The sequence below is a fragment of the Rossellomorea marisflavi genome, from assembly GCF_001274775.1.
Classification (GTDB): domain Bacteria; phylum Bacillota; class Bacilli; order Bacillales; family Bacillaceae_B; genus Rossellomorea; species Rossellomorea marisflavi.
On the sequence record NZ_LGUE01000001.1, the window covers coordinates 367,631 to 392,157 of the forward strand.

At 48.7% G+C, this 24,527-nt stretch carries 24 protein-coding genes; 22 read left to right on the forward strand and 2 right to left on the reverse strand.

Annotation, left to right across the window (positions count from 1 at the left end; all coding sequences use genetic code 11):
• The 7 genes from AF331_RS01815 (at position 1) to AF331_RS01845 (ending at position 5,907) form a co-directional block, all read left to right on the forward strand.
• Positions 1–570: a nicotinate-nucleotide adenylyltransferase gene (locus AF331_RS01815; RefSeq protein ID WP_082346657.1), complete on the forward strand. Its 570-nt coding sequence runs from the start codon at positions 1–3 to the stop codon at positions 568–570.
• Positions 563–1,129, forward strand: a complete 567-nt coding sequence (gene yqeK / locus AF331_RS01820; RefSeq protein WP_053426505.1) for a bis(5'-nucleosyl)-tetraphosphatase (symmetrical) YqeK — start codon at positions 563–565, stop codon at positions 1,127–1,129. Before AF331_RS01815 ends, yqeK begins: the two co-directional genes overlap by 8 nt.
• Before the next feature lies 1 nt (position 1,130).
• Positions 1,131–1,475, forward strand: coding sequence for a ribosome silencing factor (gene rsfS, locus AF331_RS01825; RefSeq protein ID WP_048006159.1), 345 nt, complete (start codon positions 1,131–1,133; stop codon positions 1,473–1,475).
• 3 nt (positions 1,476–1,478) lie between these two features.
• Entirely contained in the window at positions 1,479–2,234 is a 756-nt protein-coding gene (locus AF331_RS01830; RefSeq protein WP_053426506.1) for a class I SAM-dependent DNA methyltransferase, read from the forward strand.
• A gap of 141 nt (positions 2,235–2,375) precedes the next feature.
• Positions 2,376–2,990: a helix-hairpin-helix domain-containing protein gene (locus AF331_RS01835; RefSeq protein ID WP_053426507.1), complete on the forward strand. Its 615-nt coding sequence runs from the start codon at positions 2,376–2,378 to the stop codon at positions 2,988–2,990.
• Positions 2,991–3,077: 87 nt separating this feature from the next.
• Positions 3,078–3,641, forward strand: coding sequence for a ComE operon protein 2 (locus tag AF331_RS01840; protein WP_053426508.1), 564 nt, complete (start codon positions 3,078–3,080; stop codon positions 3,639–3,641).
• Entirely contained in the window at positions 3,634–5,907 is a 2,274-nt protein-coding gene (locus tag AF331_RS01845) for a DNA internalization-related competence protein ComEC/Rec2 (protein ID WP_082346659.1), read from the forward strand. The genes AF331_RS01840 and AF331_RS01845 overlap by 8 nt, the downstream gene beginning before the upstream one ends.
• Positions 5,908–6,042: 135 nt before the next feature.
• On the opposite strand, the gene AF331_RS21675 is transcribed toward AF331_RS01845, so the two are convergent.
• Positions 6,043–6,177, reverse strand: coding sequence for a YqzM family protein (locus tag AF331_RS21675; protein WP_048006155.1), 135 nt, complete (start codon positions 6,175–6,177; stop codon positions 6,043–6,045).
• A gap of 295 nt (positions 6,178–6,472) precedes the next feature.
• On the opposite strand from AF331_RS21675, the gene holA reads away from it, so the two are divergent.
• Positions 6,473–7,492, forward strand: coding sequence for a DNA polymerase III subunit delta (gene holA / locus AF331_RS01850; protein ID WP_048006154.1), 1,020 nt, complete (start codon positions 6,473–6,475; stop codon positions 7,490–7,492).
• Positions 7,493–7,782: 290 nt separating this feature from the next.
• On the opposite strand, the gene rpsT is transcribed toward holA, so the two are convergent.
• Complete coding sequence (rpsT, locus tag AF331_RS01855; RefSeq protein ID WP_048006153.1) at positions 7,783–8,034, reverse strand: 30S ribosomal protein S20; 252 nt, start codon at positions 8,032–8,034, stop codon at positions 7,783–7,785.
• Positions 8,035–8,224: 190 nt separating this feature from the next.
• Here rpsT and gpr point away from each other — a divergent pair, with 190 nt between their 5' ends.
• The 14 genes from gpr to deoC all read left to right on the forward strand — a co-directional run bounded on the left by gpr (position 8,225) and on the right by deoC (position 24,328).
• Complete coding sequence (gene gpr / locus AF331_RS01860; protein ID WP_053426510.1) at positions 8,225–9,337, forward strand: GPR endopeptidase; 1,113 nt, start codon at positions 8,225–8,227, stop codon at positions 9,335–9,337.
• A 138-nt stretch (positions 9,338–9,475) separates the two neighbouring features.
• The gene (spoIIP, locus tag AF331_RS01865; RefSeq protein WP_053426511.1) at positions 9,476–10,183 is read left to right on the forward strand and encodes a stage II sporulation protein P; all 708 of its coding nucleotides are present in this window, start codon (positions 9,476–9,478) and stop codon (positions 10,181–10,183) included.
• A gap of 16 nt (positions 10,184–10,199) precedes the next feature.
• Entirely contained in the window at positions 10,200–10,538 is a 339-nt protein-coding gene (locus AF331_RS01870; RefSeq protein WP_053426512.1) for a DUF3679 domain-containing protein, read from the forward strand.
• Positions 10,539–10,632: 94 nt separating this feature from the next.
• Positions 10,633–12,465, forward strand: a complete 1,833-nt coding sequence (gene lepA / locus AF331_RS01875) for a translation elongation factor 4 (protein ID WP_053426513.1) — start codon at positions 10,633–10,635, stop codon at positions 12,463–12,465.
• Between the two features lie 110 nt (positions 12,466–12,575).
• Positions 12,576–13,703 carry a radical SAM family heme chaperone HemW gene (gene hemW, locus AF331_RS01880; protein ID WP_053426514.1) on the forward strand — a complete coding sequence of 376 codons (1,128 nt, stop codon included), beginning with the start codon at positions 12,576–12,578 and terminating at the stop codon, positions 13,701–13,703.
• 85 nt (positions 13,704–13,788) lie between these two features.
• Positions 13,789–14,823, forward strand: coding sequence for a heat-inducible transcriptional repressor HrcA (hrcA, locus tag AF331_RS01885; protein ID WP_053427739.1), 1,035 nt, complete (start codon positions 13,789–13,791; stop codon positions 14,821–14,823).
• A 45-nt stretch (positions 14,824–14,868) separates the two neighbouring features.
• Positions 14,869–15,429 carry a nucleotide exchange factor GrpE gene (grpE, locus tag AF331_RS01890; RefSeq protein ID WP_053426515.1) on the forward strand — a complete coding sequence of 187 codons (561 nt, stop codon included), beginning with the start codon at positions 14,869–14,871 and terminating at the stop codon, positions 15,427–15,429.
• 35 nt (positions 15,430–15,464) lie between these two features.
• Positions 15,465–17,294 carry a molecular chaperone DnaK gene (dnaK, locus tag AF331_RS01895; protein ID WP_053426516.1) on the forward strand — a complete coding sequence of 610 codons (1,830 nt, stop codon included), beginning with the start codon at positions 15,465–15,467 and terminating at the stop codon, positions 17,292–17,294.
• Between the two features lie 144 nt (positions 17,295–17,438).
• Positions 17,439–18,572, forward strand: coding sequence for a molecular chaperone DnaJ (dnaJ, locus tag AF331_RS01900; RefSeq protein WP_053426517.1), 1,134 nt, complete (start codon positions 17,439–17,441; stop codon positions 18,570–18,572).
• A gap of 25 nt (positions 18,573–18,597) precedes the next feature.
• Complete coding sequence (gene prmA, locus AF331_RS01905; protein ID WP_053426518.1) at positions 18,598–19,542, forward strand: 50S ribosomal protein L11 methyltransferase; 945 nt, start codon at positions 18,598–18,600, stop codon at positions 19,540–19,542.
• Position 19,543: 1 nt separating this feature from the next.
• On the forward strand, positions 19,544–20,296 hold the full coding sequence (locus tag AF331_RS01910) for a 16S rRNA (uracil(1498)-N(3))-methyltransferase (protein WP_053426519.1): 753 nt from the start codon (positions 19,544–19,546) through the stop codon (positions 20,294–20,296).
• Positions 20,297–20,301: 5 nt separating this feature from the next.
• Positions 20,302–21,630 (forward strand): tRNA (N(6)-L-threonylcarbamoyladenosine(37)-C(2))-methylthiotransferase MtaB, encoded by a 1,329-nt coding sequence (gene mtaB, locus AF331_RS01915; RefSeq protein ID WP_053426520.1) that lies wholly within the window; start codon positions 20,302–20,304, stop codon positions 21,628–21,630.
• Positions 21,631–21,854: 224 nt separating this feature from the next.
• On the forward strand, positions 21,855–23,516 hold the full coding sequence (locus AF331_RS01920; protein WP_053426521.1) for a glycoside hydrolase family 13 protein: 1,662 nt from the start codon (positions 21,855–21,857) through the stop codon (positions 23,514–23,516).
• A 140-nt stretch (positions 23,517–23,656) separates the two neighbouring features.
• Positions 23,657–24,328 (forward strand): deoxyribose-phosphate aldolase, encoded by a 672-nt coding sequence (gene deoC / locus AF331_RS01925; RefSeq protein WP_053426522.1) that lies wholly within the window; start codon positions 23,657–23,659, stop codon positions 24,326–24,328.
• Positions 24,329–24,527 lie beyond the last annotated feature (199 nt).

Below are 24,527 nucleotides of genomic sequence, written 5' to 3' on the forward strand. Positions count from 1 at the left end.
ATGAACATGAAGATCGGGATTCTGGGCGGTACATTCAACCCGCCCCATATAGGTCATCTCATAGTGGCCGAACAGGTAAGGGACCAAGCTGGTCTGGACGAAATCTGGTTCATGCCGAACGCGGTCCCGCCCCATAAGGTGATGGAAAGCAATGTGACGGCTCCCCAGCGCGTCGCCATGATCAAAGAAGCCATCAGGGGACATCGCCATTTCAGGGTCGAGACGATCGAACTGGAGAGGGAAGGTCCTTCCTACACCTATGAAACAATGCGGCTTCTGAGGGGAAAGCATCCTCATCATGACTTTTCATTCATCATCGGTGGGGATATGGTCGAATACCTTCCAAAGTGGAAGGAGATTGATGAACTGTTGTCAACCATCACGTTCATCGGTGTCAACCGTCCGCTGTATTCCAATGACAGTTCCTATGAGATTACTTCTTTGGAGATTCCCGCCATCGACATTTCTTCATCAAGGATCAGGAACCTTGCGAAAGAGAAGCGGTCATTCCGCTATCTTGTTCCCGATGACGTCTATCGATTGATAAAGGGGGAGAAACTGTATGAATAGGGAAGAAGCCCTTTTGATCGTAAAAGAGCATTTAACGGAACATCGTTACATTCACACATGTGGTGTGATGGAAACCGCCATCCACCTTGCAGCAAAATACGGGGCCGATTTAAAAAAGGCAGAGATTGCGGCCATCTTCCACGACTATGCCAAGTTCAGGGATAAAGACGAGATGAAGGAAATCATCCTCTCACATCACCTCGGTGATGAGCTCCTGGAGTATAACGCGGAACTGTGGCATGCACCCGTCGGCGCCTATCTTGTTGAAAAAGAAGTAGGCATCGATGATGAGGAAGTGCTGGAAGCGATACGGAATCATACATCCGGTAAGAGGAAAATGACCGTCCTTGATAAGGTCGTTTACCTTGCCGATTACATTGAGCCGAACCGGCAGTTCCCTGGTGTAGAGGAAGTAAGGGAGATGGCAGAAACCTCCCTTGACGAAGCATTGATTGCTTCGCTGCGTAATACCATGACATTTTTAATGAAGAAGAACCAGGCGATCCATCCGGATACATTCAGATTTTATAACGGATTGATCTTCGATAGGAGGAGTTAATATGGAACAGACATTAGTAGAATTGGCTTACAAAGCCGCAGATGATAAACGTGCAGAAGACATCGTGGTCCTTGATATGAAGGGTGTTTCCCTCATTGCGGATTACTTCCTTATCTGCCACGGGAACTCTGATAAACAGGTACAGGCCATTGCCCGGGAACTGAAGGATACAGCTGAAGAAAACGGCCACACAGTACGCCGTCTGGAAGGGTTCGACCAGGCCCGCTGGATCCTTGTCGACCTTGGGGATGTCGTTGCCCACGTGTTCCACAAAGATGAGAGGGGCTACTACAACCTTGAGCGCCTGTGGGGAGATGCTTCATTGGTAGAAGTAGAACAAAGCTGACCCATGAGCTATGAAGGATTTGCCTACATATATGATCACCTCATGGAAGATGTTCCGTATGATGGATGGGTTGATTTCCTACGGACACATGGTGAAAGGTATGGAAATGGCGGCAACAGGGTCCTTGACATCGCCTGTGGGACGGGCGAGATTTCATTGAAACTCATAGAATCCGGTTATGACGTCACCGGTGTGGATTTATCCTCAGACATGCTCATGGTCGCCAGGGAGAAGGCGGAACGCAGGGGCGTCGCCCTTCCGCTCTTCAATCAGGATATGGCCGCCCTTGATGGGCTCGGGTCCTATGATGTCGTGACCATCTTTTGTGACTCCTTGAACTACCTGGAAACCGAGGAGAACGTGAAGGATACGTTCAAGAGCGTCCATGCTCATCTAGAGCAGGATGGTGTCTTCTTGTTTGATGTCCACTCCCTCTTCAAGATGGATGAGATCTTCATGGAATCAAGCTTCACCTTGACCGATGAAGAGGTTTCATATATCTGGGAAAGCTTCAAAGGTGAATATCCCCATAGCGTCGAGCATGAACTGACCTTCTTTGTGCGTCAGGAAGCGACCGGTCTCTATGAGAGGGTGGAAGAGCTTCACAAACAAAGGACGTATCCTGTCGAGCGCTATTGCGCGTGGCTCAAGGAAGCAGGATTCATCGTGAAGGAAATCACGGCCGATTACAGGGATGGTTCTCCAACAGAAGACAGTGAACGCATTTTCTTTACATGCGTGAAGAATACGGAAGCCTGATGATCATCGCATCATCAGGTTTTTTATTTTAAGAAAAAAGCAGGATTTTCTCACATGGTGTCGAATGGAACATATACCACGGCAATTCTTCCTCCTCCTCTAGTAAGACCACGATCAATATTCCCCATTAGAGGTGATCTCTTGGTACACTTATTTGAGAAATACCGGACTCTCCTTTTCATCCTGGCAGGCGCTGCGGCCCTGTTCCTCTTCCTTCTCTTCAAACCTTCACCACCCCAACAGGGAACTCCCATGGCCATCGAAGCAAAAGAATCTGCAATCGAAGCTCCTCAACCCGCTGATACGGTCACGACCGATGACAAGATCTTCGTTGACATCAAAGGGCAGGTAGAGCGCCCTGGTCTCTATGAGATGTCTCCCCATGAAAGAGTCGATGGTGCCGTGGAGATGGCAGGTGGATTCACGAAAGACGCTGACCGCAATGCCATCAACTTAGCTTTGAAGGTGAGCGACGAAATGATGGTCTATGTACCGAAGAAAGGAGAAGTGGAGACTCCCCTTCCGCCGGGCTCTCCTTCTGGCACGAACGGTGGAGAAGGCGAACTTGTGAACATCAATCAAGCCACCTCAGAAGAGATCCAGACACTCCCTGGTATCGGTCCTTCAAAGGCGGCCGCTTTCATTCAATACCGCGAAGAGAATGGCCCCTATAGGTCTGTGGAAGATATCAAGAACATATCAGGCATCGGAGAGAAGACGTTTGAACGACTGAAAGAATTGATTACCGTTCAATGAATTGACGTTGGACGCATCTATGACTACACTAGTACAAGGTCGGTTGAGCCGGCGATAGACGAATCTTAGTAGAAAAGGGGAGTAACAATGGAACGAATTGCGTGGCATCAATATTTCATGGCGCAAAGCCATTTGCTGGCACTTAGGAGCACCTGTACAAGGCTTGCCGTCGGTGCAACCATTGTAAGGGATAAAAGGATCATTGCAGGAGGATATAACGGCTCCATCGCAGGAGGGGATCATTGTATCGACGAAGGCTGCTATGTGATCGATAACCATTGTGTGCGCACGATCCACGCAGAGATGAATGCCCTTCTCCAATGTGCGAAATTTGGCGTCGGTTCAGGACAGTCCGATATATATGTGACACATTTTCCTTGCCTGCAATGCTGCAAAGCCATTATACAAGCGGGCATCACAACGGTTTATTATGCGAAAGATTACAAGAACCATCCTTATGCAATCCAGCTGTTTGAACAGGCAGGGGTCAAGGTCGAAAAGGTTCAATTCGATGAAAACAGCATCGATGTGCACCACCGTGAAAAAGCAGACATGATCACCGGGATGATTGCAGACCTCAGAGCATGCGGAGCTGATGAAGAAAAAGTCAGCCACTATGAACAGGAATATATGAAACTATTCAATGAATAGAGTCGATAGGGAGTTCTTTCTGTACGGAGGGATCTCCGTGTTGGCAGGGACGCTTCTGGCACTTCAATGGGTTTGGGGTGCTTTCGTTCTTTCCCTTCTGTTTCTCTCCTTACTCTTGCGGAAATCCCCCCGGATCTTCTTTTGCTGCTTCCTTATCTTCCTCTCATATCTGAACGGACTCTACCAACAGAACAGCCGATTCAGCATCCTTTCTCCAGATCAAACCACTTTCCGGATCACCTTCACGAGCAACCCATCCATCGACGGAAACCGCTTTTCTTCCCCCGTTGACATAGGAGGGGAAGCCACAGCCCTCACCTACTACCTTTCCACCCCATCCGAAAAAGAGCGATTCTCATCGATAACCCCAGGGACTTCCTGTACAGTATCAGGGGAGCTCAAGACCCCAAGGGGAAGCGGAAACCCGGGTTTATTCGATTATAAGGAGTATTTGTATCACCAGAAGACCTATTGGACCCTTAAAGTCGACTCTTTTGGCACCTGTGCCCCATCCAACAGTTGGAGCGATCAACTTGTACAGATCAGGGCTGAGGGATTGAAGATGATCGAGAGGTCCTTTCCCCCTGAAGCGGTCGGCATCACCCAGGCCCTGCTATTCGGGGAAACGGGGGAGATAGCAGAAGAGACACTGGAAGCATACAGGGCCCTTGGAGTCGTTCATCTACTTGCGATCTCGGGTCTTCATGTTGGGCTCATCTCGGCCTGTGTATTCTTCCTGCTTCTCCGTGCGGGAGTGCGGAAAGAACGTGCAGGGTGGGTCGTGATCGTGTTCCTTCTTGGTTATATGGTCCTAACGGGTGCCGCACCATCCGTCGTGAGGGCTTCGTCCATGCTCATCGTCATCCTCCTAGGGCAAAAAGCCTTCCTTGGGATTAAAACTCTCGATAGTCTCAGTATCATCTTTAGCGTAATGGTCTTTTATGACCCCTTCCTCTTGTTTCATGCCGGATTCCAGCTGTCCTTCTTTGTCAGTTTTTCACTCGTCCTCTCCTCCGATCGGATCCTCTCGAGCTCTTCAACACTTCTGCAGGCCTTTAAGGTGACCTACGTTTCCCAGGTGGCATCCTTACCTTTCATCCTCCATCATTTCTTTGAGTTTTCCGTGATCGGATTTGTAACGAATCTATTTTACGTTCCACTCTATTCCCTCATCATCCTCCCTGCGGCTTTCATCCTGTATGCTGCCACCATCATGGGCATTCATCTTCCTTTTGCCATGGATCTTTATCAATCCTTGCTTGGATGGACGGATCGATTCTCTGTGTTCCTTGCATCCTTCCCGTTCAGTACGCTCATTCTTGGCAGGCCCCACGCAATCGTGACGGCCGGTTATTTCGGCATCATCTGGGTTGGTTTTATGCTCATGGAAAAGGGGAGACAAATCAAAACCGCTGTGATCCTTGTTTTATTTATCAGTCTCCATCTCATGTGGAATACCTTTCGTCCGTACGGTGAAATCTCGTTCATTGATGTCGGGCAGGGGGATGCAATCCTTATCGATCTTCCCTTTAACCAAGGAACATATCTGATCGATACAGGTGGGAATCTGATCTTCCCCCATGAAGAATGGGAGGAGAGGAAGAAGGCCTTCTCGACGGGGAAGGATATCGTAGTGCCTTATTTGAAAAGCAAGGGCATCGGGTCGATCGACAAACTGATTCTTACCCACGGCGACCTTGATCATGTAGGCGGGGCGGTGGATGTACTCGAAGGGATGAAAGTAAAGGAAGTGTGGATTTCGCCGGGAAGCGCTCAAAAGGAAGTGATGGCGGAAGTCATGTTGGCTGCAAAAGGAAGTGAAGTCAGTGAGGCAAAGATGGGGGACGCGTGGCAGGCGGGTGACAGCTCGTTTTCGATCCTTTCACCCGATGACGATGTATATGAGGGGAATGATGACTCCCTTGTGATTTATGCCCATATCGGCGGGATGAAATGGCTCTTCACCGGAGATCTGGAAGAAAGCGGGGAACGGAAGATGATCCGCCGGTATAACGTTGAAGCGGACGTCCTGAAGGTCGGTCACCACGGAAGTGCATCAAGTACGTCGGCTGAATTTTTGGAAACGGTGGACCCAAAAGTGGCCATTATTTCAGCCGGCAAGGATAATCGATTCGGACATCCGCACCCCGATGTGGTGGCTCGCCTGGATAAGGGCGGCATTATAATCTACAACACAGCGGATGATGGGGCGGTGACCTATCGTTTTTGGAGGGGAAGCGGAACGTTTTCTGCCCACCGGCCATAGGATGGGAGTATGAAAAAAAGGCAGACCGGTAAAAGCGTCATGGAGCTTCAAGTCATGTGTAGGATACTTCGGTGAGTACCATATACGGGAATTGAAGAACCGTGACCCTTTTTGGTCTGCCTCCTTCCTGTTCTTTTATGAACCGATGAGTTTGATAACGGTTGCAATTACGAACATGACAGCGAAGAAGCCAAAAGAGACAACAAAGCCGACGCCTGAATCTACTGCATCATTACGTTTCGATTGTACGTTCTTTTCGAATTGATTCAACTTTTACCCCTCCTATTTCTATTTTAGTATAGAGCATCACCCGGTAAAAATCTATACTTTCACTTTACATTTTCCTTTACTGACAAGAGTTGTCACCCATAAGACCGAGGCGTGGGGTGACACTAATCTACAAGAGGGAAATACCGCTGCAGCTCAAGGTTCCTAGGTCTTTTGCTGTCGCGTTAATATAGATATAGGGGGTGTCCTTTACGGCGGGCGTCCCCTTTTCCACTTGCCAAATGGGTAAAGCTTTTCTACCATAGAGGGATAGAAAGAAATATTGGAGAGTGCTGTCTTGGTTATCGATATCTGGAAGAAAATAGAGAATGCCCGATTCTCCCCGATTTACTTAGTTTACGGAAATGAATCATTTATTATTAACGAAACCCGGCAAAGGATCATATCCCATGCCATCACGGAAGAAGAAATGGACTTCAACTTTTCAACCTATGATTTGGAAGAAACACCGGTGGAAGTGGCGATTGAAGATGCCGAAACCTTTCCATTCATGGGAGAGAGGAGAGTCGTGATCCTTCAGAACCCCATCTTCCTGACATCGGAGAAATCAAAGGGGAAAGTGGAGCATAACGTAAAGCGCCTGGAAGATTACATACAGTCACCAGCCCCATACACGATCCTTGTCATCACAGCTCACTATGAAAAGCTGGATGAGCGCAAAAAGATCACGAAAGCCTTGAAAAAAGCGGGAGAGGTGGTCGAGGCAAAAAAACTGTCGGAACAGGAGCTGAAATCGTGGATCCGCGAGCGTGCCACGACGCACGGGGTCCAGATCGATGAAGAAGCAGTGGAACTCCTCATCAACCTTGCCGGGACCAATTTGATGATGCTCACTCAGGAATTGGACAAGCTGTCCCTCTATGCAAGTGATACGAACCTCGTCGATGCCGCCGTCGTAGAAAAGCTCACGGCCCGTTCTCTTGAACAAAATATCTTCGCCCTCGTCGACAAGGTCGTCCAAAGGCGTACCGATGAGGCACTCAGGATCTATTATGACCTCTTGAAGCAGAACGAAGAGCCCCTAAAGATCCTGGCCATCCTTGCCGGTCAGTTCCGCTTGATCTATGGAGTCAAGGAGCTTTCGAGAAGAGGCTACGGCCAACAAAAAATAGCCACCAACCTAAAAGTCCACCCATTCAGGGTGAAGCTCGCCGCAGGCCAGGCAAAACACTTCGACGACGCGCAGCTATCCCGCATCATCGACCTCCTCTCACAGGGAGATTACGAAATCAAATCCGGAAAAATCAAAAAAGAACTCATGATCGAGCTCTTCCTCTTAAAGCTGCATGCCCTATGAAGAGGAAAAAGCATGACATGCACAATATGAATACTTAATACGATCCATTATGGGAAACCCCATTAACAATCACAGAGTGGATTGAAGCGGAAGGGGCTTGACTCCGACGGGAAGAGAGGAAAGCTCGAGACCCCGGAAGCGCAGCCGAGGAGGCTCGACTTCCTCCCCGCGGAAAGCAAGCGCCTGTAGCGAAAAGGAACGGACTACCTTCCACCTCACTCCCCATCTTCAAAAAAGCACCTATAAACACAAAAAAACCATTCCGATCGTAAAACGGAATGGTTTTTTCATTAGTTCGCTTTTTTCATTAGGCGAGCTTTTTGGCGATCCGCAGTGTTTTTGTGGATCAAACCTTTTTGAGCTGCTTTGTCAAGCTGGCTCACGGCTACTTTCACTAGTTCTTGAGCGTTATCTTCGTTATTAGTAGCTGCCGCTTCTGCTTTCTTGATCGCAGTACGCATTGAAGATTTCACAGCTGCATTTTTAACGTTGCGTTCGTTGTTTGTTCTCACGCGTTTAATAGCTGATTTAATGTTTGGCATTTCTGTCACCTCCTACAAAAGGTTCGAGATTCTATTTGACTCGTGTATATTCCTAACTAATAAGAACAAGTGATATTTTATCAAACGCACCGGCAGAATGCAATACTCAGGATGAATTTAAACGGGTGAATGAAGCCGGGTGCTTAAGGAAAATATAATAGCAAGAATCCAGACGTGGGGGTATGCGCGCATGAAAAAGGAAGAAAACCTCGATTTAAGTGTTTATGAAGTCCGAACTGATCTCGCCGTTGAAGCAAGGGAGATGGCACTCGCCGACCAGGGGGAGGATCAATCTGAAATACCCGGGGTCATTATCAAAGAAAAGGAAGAGGACGAGGTAAAAGTGTCCCTAGTGTCCGTTTCTAAGGAAGGCGAAGAGAAGATCGGAAAAAAGGCCGGGAACTATCTGACCATTGAAGCCTTTGGTATTCGTGAAGAGGACACGGAGCTCCAGCAACGGGTCGAGAAAATATTTGCAAGGGAATTTTCACGATTCATTGAGAACAAAAACATCACGAAAGACGCCAGCTGTCTGATCGTAGGACTGGGGAACTGGAATGTGACGCCAGATTCTCTTGGACCAAGGGTATGCGAAGATGTCATCGTGACCAGGCATCTGTTCAGGCTTCAGCCTGAATCTGTCGAGGAAGGGTATCGCTCCGTGAGTGCCATCGTTCCAGGCGTCATGGGGCTTACAGGAATCGAGACGAGCGATATTATCTTCGGTGTAGTGGAAAAGTCAAAACCGGACTTCATCATCGCCATTGATGCCCTTGCCTCAAGGTCCATTGAGCGTGTGAATGCCACCATTCAGATCTCTGATACGGGAATACACCCGGGTTCAGGTGTGGGGAACAAAAGAAAAGGGTTGGATGAAGAGACGCTCGGTGTACCCGTCTTTGCCATCGGTGTACCGACTGTACTCGACGCCGTCACGATTGTCAGCGATACAGTGGATTTTCTATTGAAGCATTTCGGCAAAGAGATGAGGGAAGGAGACCGGCCGTCCCGGTCCCTTGCCCCGGCCGGACTCAGCTTTGGTGAAAGACGCAAGCTTACCGATGATGACCTGCCGGAGGAAGCTCACCGGCAAACGTTTTTGGGAGTCGTCGGAAACCTCGGTGATGATGAGAAAAGGAAGCTGATCCATGAAGTCCTGGCCCCGATCGGCCATAATCTCATGGTCACGCCGAAGGAAGTGGATGTGTTCATCGAAGATATGGCAAACCTGATCGCCAACGGGCTGAATGCTGCACTTCATGAAGCGGTCGACCAGGACGATACAGGATTCAAAACGAGATAGCCCCCTGCCTGGAGGGGGTTTTTTGCATGGGGGTTTAAATCCGGGGGGAAATCCCGATAATGCTATTAATTGCCGTTCTATCATCTCTATCAGATGAATAGAAATACTAGTGAGAGGCATGAAAGAAGGTGCCTGATTATGGTAGAAAGTAATCGGAATCGCTCTCTGACGGGGCTTTTCAAAAAGCCTGCCCTTCTCTTGTTCACCCTGACCCTCATCCCGGCCGGACATTTCTACAGTCATCCGCCTGAAGGAAAAGTGTTCTTGTATTTCACCCATTCCGAGGAAGCCTATGTGGACGGAAGTACGGTCATGGACGCAGGGGTCATGATCAAGAAAGAGCTCGAAAAAGAGGGTGTCCAAGCGGAAATCGACCGTACGGATGTGATTCACAGGCTTCTTGAACAAAATATTCCGTACGGCAGGGCCTATGAAAAGTCGAGGGAGCTTCTGATTCCTGTGATCCTCAGTCATCGACAGCCGGTCACACTCCTGGATATCCATCGTGACGCTGTAGATCCTTCCGTCTCCACGGTCACCATCCATGATAAACCCTATGCGAGGATTGCTTTTGTCATTGGCCAGGATCAACCGGGGTATAAGAAGAACCTTGAATTTGCCAAGTTAATGGTCTCAGAACTTGAGTCTGCCTCCCCCGGTATCACCCGTGGGATCATCCTCAAAAGCGGTGCGGATACAAACGGAGTATTCAATCAGGACTTATCGGGTCACTCCCTTCTTCTGGAGTTCGGAGGGGTCGAAAATACGACCGAAGAGATCGGACGGTCTGCCCGCGCTTTTTCTAGAGCATACGCAGATTACCTGAACGGTGGTAAGAAAAAATGAAAGGAGAAGGATGTTCATGAAGATGTTCACACTGAAATGTCTCGTTTTGGCGGTTGCGTTATTCCTCGGCGTGCTGATCGGAATGCAATATGCCAATGACGGGATCGTTGAAACGAAAGGTGCCCAGCATAAGGATGCCTTCTCCGCACCGGTAAAGGTTTCGGAGGATGATGAAGGGAATATTGAAGCAACCGTATTGGGAAAAGATGTCGAGGGGAAGACATTAAAAGAAAAGAAGGAAAAGCTGGAGGAAATGAAAGCCTATAATTTCTTTTCGTCCATCGGTAAGACCATCGCGGGACTGGTGGAGGGCATCACCAATAAGCTCCTCGACTTCCTCAGTTCACTCATATAATCTGGCGGCTTCAGTTTACATTGAATATTGCAGATGGTACTGCTATAATTCAAACTAGTGTATATGTGTGGAATTTACAGGAGTTGAACATAGAATGAATCGTGAAGAAAAATTGAACAGACAGTCCAGGATCAGGAACTTTTCCATCATCGCGCATATCGATCATGGGAAATCGACCTTGGCTGACCGAATCCTTGAAAAGACAAAAGCGCTGACCGCCCGTGAAATGAAAGAGCAGCTGCTCGATTCCATGGATCTTGAGAGAGAGCGCGGTATTACAATCAAACTGAATTCAGTTCAGTTGAAATATGCAGCGAAAGACGGCGAGGAGTATATTTTCCATTTGATTGATACTCCGGGACACGTCGATTTTACATATGAAGTATCCCGAAGCCTTGCGGCGTGCGAAGGGGCCGTGCTCGTGGTTGATGCAGCACAGGGGATCGAAGCGCAGACCCTTGCCAATGTGTACTTGGCTTTGGATAATGATCTTGAAATCCTGCCGGTCATCAATAAGATCGACCTCCCTGCGGCAGATCCTGAAAGGGTCAGACAGGAAGTGGAAGATGTCATCGGACTGGATGCATCGGATGCGGTCCTCGCTTCTGCCAAGGCGGGAATCGGAATCGAGGATATCCTCGAGCAGATTGTGGAGAAAGTACCTGCTCCACAAGGTGATCCCGATGCGCCATTGAAAGCCTTGATCTTTGACTCCCTCTATGATGCATACAGGGGCGTCGTCGCTTACATCCGTGTGATGGAAGGGACCGTCAAAGTCGGGGACAAGGTCCTTATGATGGCGACTGGCAAAGAGTTTGAAGTGACCGAGGTCGGCGTTTTCACACCGAAGCCGACTGGCCTCAAGGAGCTTACCGTCGGGGATGTTGGTTTCCTGACTGCTTCCATCAAAAATGTAGGGGATACCCGAGTAGGGGACACCATCACCCTTGCAAACAATCCGGCTGAAGAAGCACTTCCAGGTTACCGCCGCATGAATCCGATGGTTTACTGCGGTCTGTACCCGATCGATTCCAATCGATACAATGATCTTCGTGAAGCCCTTGAAAAACTGGAGCTGAATGATTCAGCCCTTCAATATGAACCTGAAACTTCCCAGGCACTCGGGTTCGGTTTCCGCTGTGGTTTCCTTGGACTCCTTCATATGGAGATCATCCAGGAACGGATCGAGCGCGAATTCAAGATCGATCTGATCACGACGGCACCGAGCGTTATCTATCACGTAGAGCTGACCGACGGAGAGAGCCTCAGCGTTGATAATCCTTCCATGATGCCGGACCCTCAGAAGGTCGATCATGTCCAGGAGCCGTACGTAAAGGCAACCATCATGGTGCCGAATGATTACGTAGGAGCGGTCATGGAGCTTTGTCAGAATAAGCGCGGGAACTTTATCGACATGCAGTACATGGATGATACGCGCGTCAACATCGTTTACGAAATTCCCCTGGCGGAAATCGTCTATGACTTCTTCGATCAATTGAAGTCCAATACGAAAGGGTATGCTTCCTTCGATTATGAGCTTATCGGCTACAAAGAATCGAAGCTTGTGAAGATGGACATCCTCCTGAATGGAGAGAACGTCGATGCCCTCAGTTTCATCGTCCACAGGGATTTCGCCTACGAACGCGGGAAGCTCATCGTGGAAAAGCTCAAGCAGCTCATCCCGAGACAGCAGTTCGAAGTGCCGATCCAAGCGGCGATCGGACAAAAAATCGTTGCCCGCTCAACCATCAAGGCCATCCGGAAGAACGTATTGGCTAAATGTTACGGCGGGGACATCTCCCGTAAGCGTAAGCTTCTCGAGAAACAAAAAGAAGGTAAAAAGCGAATGAAGTCCGTCGGTTCCGTCGAGGTACCTCAGGAAGCATTCATGGCCGTCCTGAAAATGGACGACACAGATTCGAAATAATGACCGACCCCCAACGGATGGGGGCGCACACATACAGGGGGAAGGGGGAAAGCGTCGGATGATTCGGCGCTTGCCCCCTTTCTCTATGAGTTGAAATAGGAGGGATATCAATGGCCAAATCAGCCTATATCCACATCCCTTTCTGCGAACATATCTGTCACTACTGTGATTTTAATAAGGTGTTCCTTGAAGGCCAGCCGGTCGATGAGTATTTGATGCGGCTCGGAGAAGAAATGAAACTGCGCAGGCAGGAAGGACAGCTCGATACGATCTTCGTCGGCGGGGGTACCCCGACATCCCTGGATGCACGCCAGCTTGCATATCTATGCGAAAAAATCAATGAGCATCTCCCGTTCTCAGGAGGGGAGTTCACGTTCGAAGCGAACCCCGGAGATCTGGGGGAAGAGAAGCTGAAGGTGCTGAAGGACCATGGTGTAAACCGATTGAGCTTCGGTGTACAGTCGTTCAATGATGACCTGCTGAAGTCGATCGGGCGGACGCATAAGAGTGAAGACGTGTACACTTCCGTAAAAGCCGCTGAAAAAGTGGGCTTTGAAAATATCAGCATCGACCTGATCTACAGCCTGCCGAAGCAGACGGAAGAAGATTTTAAGGACACCCTGACGAAGGCCCTCGATCTTGACTTGCCTCACTACTCGGCATACTCCTTGATCGTGGAACCGAAGACGGTGTTTTACAACCTCATGAGAAAAGGAAAGCTGTCACTGCCTTCACAGGAGCAGGAGGCCGCCATGTACGATGTTCTCATCCAGACGATGGAACGCTATGGCATCCACCAATACGAGATAAGCAACTTTGCCAAGGAGGGCTTTGAAAGCCTTCATAACCTTGTTTATTGGGATAATGAAGAATATGTTGGTTTAGGAGCCGGTGCACACGGTTATATAAACGGAGTGCGCTATTCCAACCACGGTCCTTTGAAGAAATACATGGAGCCTGTGAGCCTGGGTGAGGTACCGACGATCCAATCCCATGATGTGACCAAAGGAGAAATGATGGAAGAAGAGATGTTCCTCGGTTTAAGGAAGACTGCAGGCGTCAGCAGGAAGAGATTCGAAGAGAAATTCGGTGCGTCCGTCGAAAGCATCTTCCCCGATGCACTGGAGGAGATGACGGGTAAGGGTCTCCTCGAGATTGCAGGCGATCGGATCCGTCTAACGAAGCAGGGACGTTTCCTAGGGAATGAAGTGTTTCAATCTTTCCTCGGTGTAATCTAAAATATTGACATCCCTATCATGATTTGATAATTTATTATTAGATTTAGCACTCAGTATCTAAGAGTGCTAACAGGGGTGATGAATGTTGTTAACAGATCGACAACTTCTTATTCTACAAGTCATTATCGACGACTTTATCATGTCGGCTCAGCCGGTCGGCTCCCGGAGCCTGTCGAAGAAGGATGAAATCTCCTTCAGCTCGGCAACAATCCGGAACGAGATGGCTGATCTAGAAGAACTCGGGTTCATTGAAAAGACCCACACGTCTTCAGGCCGCGTCCCTTCCGAGAAAGGGTACCGGTACTATGTCGATCATCTTCTATCTCCGCAAAAGCTGGAGAAGAATGAAGTGAATGCACTGCGTTCGATCTTTTCCGAGAGGATTTATGAGCTGGAGAAAGTGGTCCAGAAATCAGCCAAGATCCTTTCCGATTTAACCAATTATACTACGATCGTCCTCGGGCCTGATGTGAAGGAGAACAAACTCCGTAAAATCGAGCTCATTCCGCTTAACCGCGAAACGGCGATCGCCATCATCGTGACCGAAAATGGTCATGTGGAGAATAAAACGGTGGCCCTGCCGCCGGGCATGGATGCAAGTGACCTTGAAAAGCTCGTCAATATCCTGAATGACCGCCTGACAGGCGTTCCCCTCAGTGAGCTGAACGACCGCATCTTCAAGGAAGTCGCCATCCTGCTGAAACGGCATATCGAAAGCTATGACAGCATCCTGCATTCCATGCTTGATGACTTCCATCTATCGGGAACAGATAAACTGTTCTTCGGCGGGAAGACGAATATGCTGAACCAGCCTGAATTCAACGATATACAAAAAGTCAGGCTCCTTCTTGAGATGATTGATCAGGAAGACAGCATTTACGATCTGATCCGTCCTTCCGGGTCCGGGCTCAGCATCAAGATCGGAAAAGAGAATAACAATCTTGCCATGGAAAACTGCAGCCTCATCACCGCGACCTACTCGATCGGGATGGAGCAGCTGGGGTCGATCGCCATCATCGGTCCGACACGGATGGATTATTCCAGGGTGATCAGCCTCCTTGACTTCTTTTCGACGGATATGTCCAAGGTGCTGACCAAGCTGTATCAAAGCAAAAGCTAGTGGCTATATTGTAGAAGTCACATTTATTTTAAGGAGGTGAACGAATTGTCTGAAGAAACGAAGAATGATCAAGAATTGAACGAAGAACAGCCGAAAGTGGACAATGAAGAAACAGTTGAAGAGGTATTCGCTGAAGAACCTCAGGAAGAGCAAGCAACTGATGAACTGTCCGAGCTCCAGGCGAAGCTTGACGAATCCGAAAATCGCTATCTTCGCCTCAGAGCGGATTTCGATAACTTCCGTCGCCGTATAAATGCTGAGAATGAAGCGAAGGAAAAGTATCGCTCGCAGGCATTGATCACTGAATTATTGCCGGCACTCGATAACTTTGAACGCGCTTTGAATATAGAAGCGGATAATGATCAAACCAAAACCCTCCTTCAAGGGATGGAAATGGTCCACAGAAGCCTGATCGAAGCCCTCAAAAAAGAAGGCGTAGAAGCGATCGATGCTGTGGGACAGGAGTTTGATCCGCATATGCATCAAGCCGTCATGCAGACTGAAGACGAAGCATACGGAAGCAACGTGGTTGTCGAAGAGTTCCAAAAAGGCTACAAGCTGAAGGACCGCGTCATCCGTCCATCTATGGTAAAAGTAAACCAATAATACACTACATATGAATACAGGGAGGTTTTTCTACGATGAGTAAAATTATCGGAATCGACTTAGGTACAACAAACTCTTGCGTATCCGTACTTGAAGGCGGAGAACCGAAAGTTATCGCCAACGCTGAAGGTAACCGTACGACACCTTCTGTTGTCGCATTCAAAAATGGAGAAAAACAAGTTGGGGAAGTAGCGAAACGTCAAGCAATCACAAACCCTAACACCATCATTTCCGTTAAGCGTCACATGGGTACTGCCCACAAAGTGGAAGCAGAAGGAAAAGACTATACGCCTCAAGAAATCTCAGCCATGATCCTTCAACACTTGAAATCATACGCTGAAGACTATCTTGGTGAAACGGTTGATAAAGCGGTCATCACTGTACCTGCTTACTTCAACGATGCCGAGCGTCAAGCAACGAAGGATGCGGGTAAAATCGCCGGACTTGAAGTGGAACGCATCATCAACGAGCCGACGGCAGCAGCGCTTGCTTACGGTCTCGACAAAATGGATGAAGATCAGACGATCCTTGTGTATGACCTTGGTGGCGGTACGTTCGACGTATCCATCCTTGAACTTGGTGACGGTGTATTTGAAGTCCGTTCAACTGCGGGTGACAACCGTCTGGGTGGGGATGACTTCGACCAAGTCATCATCGATTATCTTGTAGCTGAGTTCAAAAAAGAAAACGGCATTGATCTTTCAAAAGACAAAATGGCTCTTCAACGTTTGAAAGATGCTGCTGAAAAAGCGAAAAAAGACCTTTCTGGTGTCACGTCTACACAAATCTCCCTTCCGTTCATCACGGCTGGGGAAGCTGGACCGCTTCACCTTGAAGTGACTCTATCCCGTGCGAAGTTCGAAGAAATCTCTTCTGATCTTGTAGAGCGTACAATGGGCCCAACTCGCCAAGCGATGAAAGATGCCGGTCTATCTGCAAGTGAAATCGACAAGATCATCCTTGTTGGTGGATCAACTCGTATTCCTGCCGTTCAGGAAGCGATTCGCAAAGAAACTGGAAAAGAGCCTTCAAAAGGCGTTAACCCTGATGAAGTAGTGGCAATGGGTGCTGCAATCCAAGGTGGAGTCCTGACTGGTGACGTCAAAGACGTTGTTCTTCTCGACGTAACCCCACTTTCACTCGGTATCGAAACAATGGGTGGCGTATCAACAAAGCTCATCGATCGTAACACCACGATCCCAACATCTAAATCACAAGTGTTCTCAACAGCCGCTGACAATCAGACAGCCGTTGATATCCATGTCCTTCAAGGTGAACGCCCGATGGCTGCGGATAACAAAACGCTTGGTCGTTTCCAACTTGCGGATATCCCACCTGCACCACGTGGTGTTCCACAAATCGAAGTTAAATTCGACATCGATAAAAACGGAATTGTGAACGTAAGCGCGAAAGACCTTGGAACAGGTAAAGAGCAAAATATCACAATCAAGTCATCAACCGGCCTTTCAGACGATGAGGTTGAACGCATGGTGAAGGAAGCAGAAGAAAATGCCGATGCGGACAAGAAGCGTAAAGAGGAAGTTGAACTTCGCAACGAAGCAGACCAACTCGTTTTCCAAACGGAAAAAACGCTGAAAGACCTTGAAGGTAAAGTAAACGAAGAAGAAGTGAAAAAAGCGGAAGATGCGAAAGCCGAACTGAAGGAAGCGATCGAAAAGAACGATCTTGACCTGATCCGTGAGAAGAAAGACGCACTTCAAGAAATTGTTCAGAACCTTTCCATGAAGCTTTATGAGCAAGCCCAGGCGGAAGCACAGGCTGCACAGGGAGCAGAAGGCGGAGACGCAAAGAGCGATGACGTCGTAGACGCTGAGTACGAAGAAGTAGACGACGAAAAGAAATAAATCAACCATTGAAAAAAGTCAAAGTCAGGACGGTTCTTGGCTTTGGCTTTTTCTATGGGGAGGGATCCGAGGGTTTCTATTGATAATGGATCTCCCCCAATGTTAAAATAACCTTTATGCAAAGGATTCGGGAGTGGTGTTTGAATGAGTAAACGGGACTATTATGAAGTTCTCGGTGTCGATAAAGGCGCCTCGAAAGAAGAAATGAAGAAAGCATACCGCAAACTCTCCAAAAAATATCATCCTGATATTAATAAAGAAGCGGATGCTGCAGATAAGTTCAAAGAAGTAAAAGAAGCGTACGAAGTATTGAGCGATGATCAGAAACGGGCTCAGTATGACCGATTCGGACATACAGATCCGAACCAGGGATTCGGAGGCGGCGGAGCAGGAGACTTCGGAGGCGGCTTCGGTGGCTTCGAAGATATCTTCAATACGTTCTTCGGCGGCGGAGGTGGCGGCAGAAGACGCGATCCGAACGCCCCTAGGGCAGGAGCCGATCTGCAGTACACCATGACACTTTCCTTTGAGGAAGCGGTTTTCGGAAAAGATACGGAAATCGAGATTCCAAGGGAAGAAGAATGTGATACATGTCATGGTTCGGGGGCGAAACCCGGGACGAAAGTGGAGACTTGTTCCCATTGTCAAGGTTCCGGCCAGCTGAATGTGGAGCAGAACACCCCATTCGGACGGATCGTCAACCGACGCGTTTGTCATCACTGTAATGGAACGGGTAAACAGATCAAAGATAAGTGCAGGACATGTGGAGGAGACGGCAAAGTGCAAAAACGCCGTAAAATCTCCGTCAAGATCCCTGCAGGAATCGACGATGGACAGCAGCTGCGTGTGAGCGGTCAAGGTGAACCTGGCATAAACGGTGGACCGGCTGGAGATCTCTATGTTGTGTTCCATGTACGGAACCATGATTTCTTCGAACGTAATGGAGATGACGTTTACTGTGAAATGCCGATTACATTCGCACAGGCCGCACTCGGGGACGAAATCGAGGTACCGACATTGCATGGCAAGGTGAAGCTCAAAGTTCCTGGAGGCACGCAGACGGGAACCCGCTTCCGTGTTAAAGGAAAAGGTGTTCCGAATGTAAGAGGCTACGGTACAGGGGATCAGCACGTCCTGATCAAGGTCGTCACCCCGTCGAAGCTTACGGAAAAACAAAAACAGCTGTTAAGGGAATTTGCCGATATCAGCGGGCAGGTACCGGATGAACAGCACGAAAGTTTCTTCGATAAAGTAAAAAAAGCCTTCAAAGGTGAATAACTCAGAACGGAGTTGGTAGAGAAACATGAAATGGTCAGAAATCAGTATCCTTACAACGAACGAAGCAATCGAACCAGTTTCCAATATCCTTCATGAATCAGGCGCCAGCGGTGTCGTGATTGAAGATCCGATGGAGCTGATCAAAGAACGGGAAGACGTATTCGGGGAGATCTACCAACTCGACCCTGAGGATTATCCGAATGAAGGTGTATTGGTCAAAGCCTATCTGCCGGTCAACAGCTTCCTTGGTGAAACCGTTGAGGAAATCAAGCAGGGCATCACCAATCTCGTCACATATGACATCGATATCGGTGAGAACAAAGTGGAGATTTCCGAAGTGAACGAGGAAGAGTGGGCCACAGCATGGAAGAAATATTATCATCCGGTGAAGATTTCTGATAAGGTGACGATCGTGCCGACGTGGGAAGAGTATACGCCGGTCAACAGTGACGAGCTCATCATCGAGCTTGACCCGGGTATGGCATTCGGTACGGGAACGCATCCCACCACGGTCATGTGCATCCAGGCCCTTGAGCGGACAGTGAAGGAAAACGACTACGTACTCGACGTCGGGACCGGATCCGGTGTGTTATCCATCGCTTCTGCCCTCATGAAGGCACAGCGTGTGAACGCCTATGACCTGGATGAGGTGGCCGTACGCTCGGCACGCTTGAATGTCAAGCTGAATAAGGTCCAGAACATCGTGACCGTAGATGAGAACAATCTCCTTGAAGGCATCACGGAGGAAGCCGATGTGATCGTAGCCAATATCCTGGCTGAAATCATCCTTCGATTCACAGAGGATGCCTATCGCCTCACGAAGCCTGGCGGAACGTTCATCACGTCAGGGATCATCCAGCCGAAGAAACAGCAGGTACGTGACGCTCTTGAAGAGGCTGGATTCCATGTGGAAGAAGTCATGGTGATGGAAGATTGGGTGGCCATCATCGCGAAGCGGCCGGTGAATTGATATGCAGCGCTATTTTGTAGGGCAACCCTATCAGGATGGGGAATGGATCTCCATTTCTGGAGAGGATCATCATCATATCGTCCGTGTGATGAGGATGCAGGAAGGCAGCGAGATCTTCGTTGTTTTCCCTGACCAATCCTCTGCCATCGGGAAAATTGAAAGGATTTCCAGTGACGCTGTCGATGTATCGATAGTAGAATGGGAGTCGGACAAGAAGGAAATGCCAATTTCAGTCACCATTGCGAGCGGTTTGCCGAAAGGGGATAAGTTGGAATGGATCCTTCAGAAGGGAACCGAGCTTGGCGCCTCGGGATTTATCCCTTTTAAAGCAGAACGCTCCATTGTGAAATGGGATGAAAAGAAGGGGAAGAAGAAAGTCGAGCGCTGGGAGAAGATTGTCAAAGAAGCGGCGGAGCAGTCGCACCGGACACTGATTCCCGACCTCTCTTCCCCCCTTACATTAAAAGAACTGCTTGTGAAAGCCGACGGGTATGATTACAAGCTAGTGGCGTATGAAGAAGAATCGAGAGCGGGAGAAACAAGCAATCTTTCAAACGTACTCTCTGAGGTGAAGCCTTCACAAAGGGTCCTGATCCTATTCGGACCCGAAGGCGGTTTGACCGATAGTGAAGTGGAAATATGCAAGGAGAACGGGTTCATCCCATGCGGCCTCGGACCGAGGATCCTACGGACCGAAACCGCCCCTCTTTATGCTCTTTCCGCCATCAGCTATCAATTAGAATTAATGAGGTGAAGGCAATGCCATCAGTAGCGTTCCATACGTTAGGATGCAAAGTGAATCATTATGAAACAGAAGCGATCTGGCAGCTGTTTAAAGAAGAAGGATACGACCGGGTAGAGTATGACTCCATTTCAGACGTGTACGTGATCAATACGTGTACGGTGACGAATACGGGGGATAAAAAGAGCCGTCAGGTGATCAGGAGGGCGATCCGTAAGAATCCAGATGCGGTCATCTGCGTGACGGGATGCTATGCACAGACGTCCCCTGCAGAGATCATGGCCATCCCTGGAGTGGATATTGTAGTCGGAACTCAGGACCGCAGGAAGATGCTCACATACATTGACGAGTATAAAAAAGAACGCCAGCCGATCAACGGCGTGACGAATATCATGAAAAACCGCGTATACGAGGAGCTCGATGTACCGGCATTCACGGACCGTACCAGGGCTTCGCTCAAGATCCAGGAAGGGTGCAACAACTTCTGCACATTCTGCATCATTCCATGGGCCCGCGGACTCATGCGCTCCCGTGACCCAGAGGAAGTCATCCACCAGGCGCAGCAGCTGGTGGATGCAGGATACAAAGAAATCGTCTTGACCGGGATCCATACTGGAGGATACGGAGAAGACATGAAAGACTACAATCTTGCCATGCTTCTCACCGACCTCGAGAAGAAGGTGAAGGGGCTGAAGCGGATCAGGATTTCGTCCATCGAAGCGAGTCAGCTTACGGATGAAGTCATCGATGTGATCGATAGGTCCAAAATGGTGGTAAGACATTTGCATATTCCCCTTCAATCGGGTTCCAATACCGTCCTGAAGCGGATGCGCAGGAAATATACGATGGAATTCTTCGCTGAAAGGCTTGAAAAGCTCAAGAAAGCTCTGCCGGGCTTGGCCGTGACTTCTGATGTGATCGTCGGATTCCCGGGTGAAACAGAAGAAGAGTTCATGGAAACGTATAATTTCATCAAAGATCAAAAATTCTCTGAGCTTCATGTGTTCCCATACTCTCAGAGGACCGGTACACCTGCTGCCAGAATGGATGATCAAATCAATGAAGAGGTAAAGAATGAACGCGTTCATCGCCTCATCAATCTATCTGATCAACTGGCGAAGGAGTACGCTTCCTGCTTTGAAAACGAAGTGCTGGAAGTGATTCCTGAAGAACAGGTGGATGGGGATCTGTATGTCGGATATACGGATAACTACCTCAAAGTCATCTTCCCTGCAAGCGAAGAGATGATCGGGAAACTCGTGAAGGTGAAAATCACCAAGGCCGGTTATCCGACCAACCAAGGTGAATTCGTTAGGGTCCTCGAGGATCAAAAAGCTGCTATCTGATAAAAAAGGCTGCCCTTAGGCGGCCTTTTTTCATGGGTGAGGTGTGGGCATTTTGGCAGGTGTAAGCATATTTATAAAATAGATATTGATATGGTCCATGGAAGAAGGTAAACTAAACGTAGCTGGAATAATCTCTTCCAGTACTTTTTTTCTCTGATTGTGCAAACGATTGCATGTTTAATTGAAAGCGTTTAATCTAAAAAACATAGATAAGGTGTGATGAGATGGAACGATCATGGCGTAAAGAAGCAGTGGGATATCAGATTTACCCCCGGAGTTTTCAAGATTCCAACGGGGACGGAATCGGTGATATTCAAGGTGTCATTCAACGGCTTGACTATATCAAGGATCTTGGCGTCGATGTGATCTGGATCTGCCCGGTATATGAATCTCCGAATGATGATAATGGGTATGATATATCCGACTATCAAGACATCATGAAGGATTTCGGTACGATGGAGGACTTCGATCAGCTCCTGTCTGAGGTTCACAAGCGTGATATGAAGCTGATCATGGACCTCGTGTTGAATCACACGAGCGATGAACACCCATGGTTCATTGAATCCAGGAGCGCTGTCGATAGCCCGAAAAGGGACTGGTATATCTGGAGGGACGCTAAGGACGGGAAGGAACCAAACAACTGGGAAAGTATCTTCAATGGTTCGGCATGGCAATTTGATGAAGTATCAGGGCAATACTATCTTCATGTGTTCTCGACAAAGCAACCCGACTTGAACTGGGAGAATCCTGATGTCCGTGAAGCGCTGTATGATACGGTGAACTGGTGGCTTGATAAAGGAATCGACGGTTTCCGGATCGATGCCATCAGCCATATCAAGAAGCGACCAGGTCTTCCGGATATGCCGAATCCTGATGGGAAGAAATATGTTTCCTCATTCGATATGCATATGAACCAGGAGGGGATCCACACCTTCCTCAAGGAATTCAAAGAAAAGACCTATGCGAACTATGATGTGTTGACGGTCGGCGAAGCCAATGGTGTAAGCGCAGATGAGGCAGGCCTTTGGGTCGGGGAGAAGGAAGGGAAGATGGACATGATCTTCCAGTTCGAACATCTTGGACTGTGGGATGCCGAGTCTGATGCCGATCTCGATATCGTGGAATTGAAGAAGGTCCTCAGCCGTTGGCAGAAAGGGCTCGAGGGCGACGGCTGGAATGCCCTGTTCATCGAAAACCATGATAAGCCGCGGGTGGTGTCGACCTGGGGAAATGATACCGATCTATGGAGGGAGAGCGCTACTGCCATGGGAGCGATGTACTTCCTTATGCAGGGGACCCCTTTCATCTATCAGGGACAGGAAATCGGCATGACCAACGTCCAGTTCCCTAACCTCGAGGATTATGATGATGTGGCTGTGAAGAATCTGTACCGCGCCAAGCGTGAGGAAGGATTGGAGCATGACGCCATCATGGAGATCATCTGGGCTTCATCACGTGATAACAGCCGTACGCCGATGCAGTGGTCTGCTGCTGAACAAGCAGGCTTCTCCTCGGCGGAGCCGTGGATGAAAGTCAATCCGAACTACAAGAAGATCAATGTATCCGCACAGGAAAAAGATCCAGAATCAATCCTTGCTTTCTATAAGAAAATGATTGCACTTAAGAAATCAGAGCCTGTGTTCACATATGGTGTCTACGAGCTGCTTCTTAAGGACCATCCGCAGGTCTATGCGTATACCCGAAGCGTTGAAGACACTCGTGTCGTGGTGCTAACGAATTTATCGACGGAAGGTGCGGAAGTGGATCTTGGAGACATCCAAGTGATGTCTTCCCAGCTGCTCTTGGCCAATCATGAAGTGGAAGCGCATGAAGAATCGAGCACGATCACGCTCAAACCATATGAAGCAAGGGTATACAAGATCTAGAATGCAATGTCGGAGAAAACGGTCTCATCCCTATGATAGGTGGAGCGGTGCGCGATCTTCCAACAAGAAATACTCGTTTTTTTCAGAGGATTTTGGTATGATGATGGAGGTACGGACAACTGCTTAAAGGAGAGATTGGAATGGCTCAACAAATTGCTAATATGATCGACCATACATTACTGAAACCGGAAGCAACAAAAGAACAAGTCGAAATCCTCTGTCAAGAGGCAAAAGAATATACATTTGCATCTGTATGTGTGAATCCTACCTGGGTGTCATACGCACATGAACTGCTTGAAGGCACTCAAGTGAAGGTCTGCACAGTGATTGGATTCCCCCTTGGGGCTTCCACCCCAGAAGTGAAGGCATTCGAAACGAAGGATGCCATCGCCAATGGAGCGACGGAAGTGGACATGGTCATCAACATCGGCGCGCTTAAGAGTGGGGATGATGCATTGGTGAAACGGGATATGGAAGCGGTCGTGGCAGCTTCTAAAGGAAAAGCCCTGTCAAAGGTCATCATCGAGACATGCCTTCTGACCGACGAAGAAAAGGTTAAAGCCTGCAAGCTTGCTGTTGAGGCAGGTGCCGATTATGTGAAGACGTCTACTGGATTCTCCACTGGTGGGGCAACGGTAGCCGACATCACCCTCATGAGGGAAACGGTCGGACCTGATATCGGCGTCAAAGCATCTGGTGGAGTCCGCTCCCTTGAAGATGCCCAAAACATGATTGAAGCAGGAGCCACAAGACTTGGCGCGAGCTCCGGCGTGAAAATCATGCAGGGACTGGCAGCAGAATCGGACTACTGAGTTAAAATGTAGGAACGAGGCTTGAATAAAAAAGTACAGTAAAACCCGAAAGGTTTTGCCTATGATAAGGCGGATCCGTTCGGGTTTTTACTTTGTTTCATGACCATTCAGATGCGACTGTTTCCAGCGGTTGGAGTGCAAGACGAAGACTACTGCGGGATGAGTAGCTGACGTGAGGTCCCGCTGGCTTGCCGGGGAG

Coding starts and splice junctions, on each gene's coding strand:
- AF331_RS01815 (WP_082346657.1), top strand. CDS start 1: ATGAACATGAAGATCGGGATTCTGGGCGGTACATTCAACCCGCCCCAT.
- yqeK (WP_053426505.1), top strand. CDS start 563: ATGAATAGGGAAGAAGCCCTTTTGATCGTAAAAGAGCATTTAACGGAA.
- rsfS (WP_048006159.1), top strand. CDS start 1,131: ATGGAACAGACATTAGTAGAATTGGCTTACAAAGCCGCAGATGATAAA.
- AF331_RS01830 (WP_053426506.1), top strand. CDS start 1,479: ATGAGCTATGAAGGATTTGCCTACATATATGATCACCTCATGGAAGAT.
- AF331_RS01840 (WP_053426508.1), top strand. CDS start 3,078: ATGGAACGAATTGCGTGGCATCAATATTTCATGGCGCAAAGCCATTTG.
- AF331_RS01845 (WP_082346659.1), top strand. CDS start 3,634: ATGAATAGAGTCGATAGGGAGTTCTTTCTGTACGGAGGGATCTCCGTG.
- rpsT (WP_048006153.1), bottom strand. CDS start 8,034: ATGCCAAACATTAAATCAGCTATTAAACGCGTGAGAACAAACAACGAA.
- gpr (WP_053426510.1), top strand. CDS start 8,225: ATGAAAAAGGAAGAAAACCTCGATTTAAGTGTTTATGAAGTCCGAACT.
- spoIIP (WP_053426511.1), top strand. CDS start 9,476: ATGGTAGAAAGTAATCGGAATCGCTCTCTGACGGGGCTTTTCAAAAAG.
- AF331_RS01870 (WP_053426512.1), top strand. CDS start 10,200: ATGAAGATGTTCACACTGAAATGTCTCGTTTTGGCGGTTGCGTTATTC.
- lepA (WP_053426513.1), top strand. CDS start 10,633: ATGAATCGTGAAGAAAAATTGAACAGACAGTCCAGGATCAGGAACTTT.
- hemW (WP_053426514.1), top strand. CDS start 12,576: ATGGCCAAATCAGCCTATATCCACATCCCTTTCTGCGAACATATCTGT.
- dnaK (WP_053426516.1), top strand. CDS start 15,465: ATGAGTAAAATTATCGGAATCGACTTAGGTACAACAAACTCTTGCGTA.
- dnaJ (WP_053426517.1), top strand. CDS start 17,439: ATGAGTAAACGGGACTATTATGAAGTTCTCGGTGTCGATAAAGGCGCC.
- prmA (WP_053426518.1), top strand. CDS start 18,598: ATGAAATGGTCAGAAATCAGTATCCTTACAACGAACGAAGCAATCGAA.
- AF331_RS01910 (WP_053426519.1), top strand. CDS start 19,544: ATGCAGCGCTATTTTGTAGGGCAACCCTATCAGGATGGGGAATGGATC.
- mtaB (WP_053426520.1), top strand. CDS start 20,302: ATGCCATCAGTAGCGTTCCATACGTTAGGATGCAAAGTGAATCATTAT.
- AF331_RS01920 (WP_053426521.1), top strand. CDS start 21,855: ATGGAACGATCATGGCGTAAAGAAGCAGTGGGATATCAGATTTACCCC.
- deoC (WP_053426522.1), top strand. CDS start 23,657: ATGGCTCAACAAATTGCTAATATGATCGACCATACATTACTGAAACCG.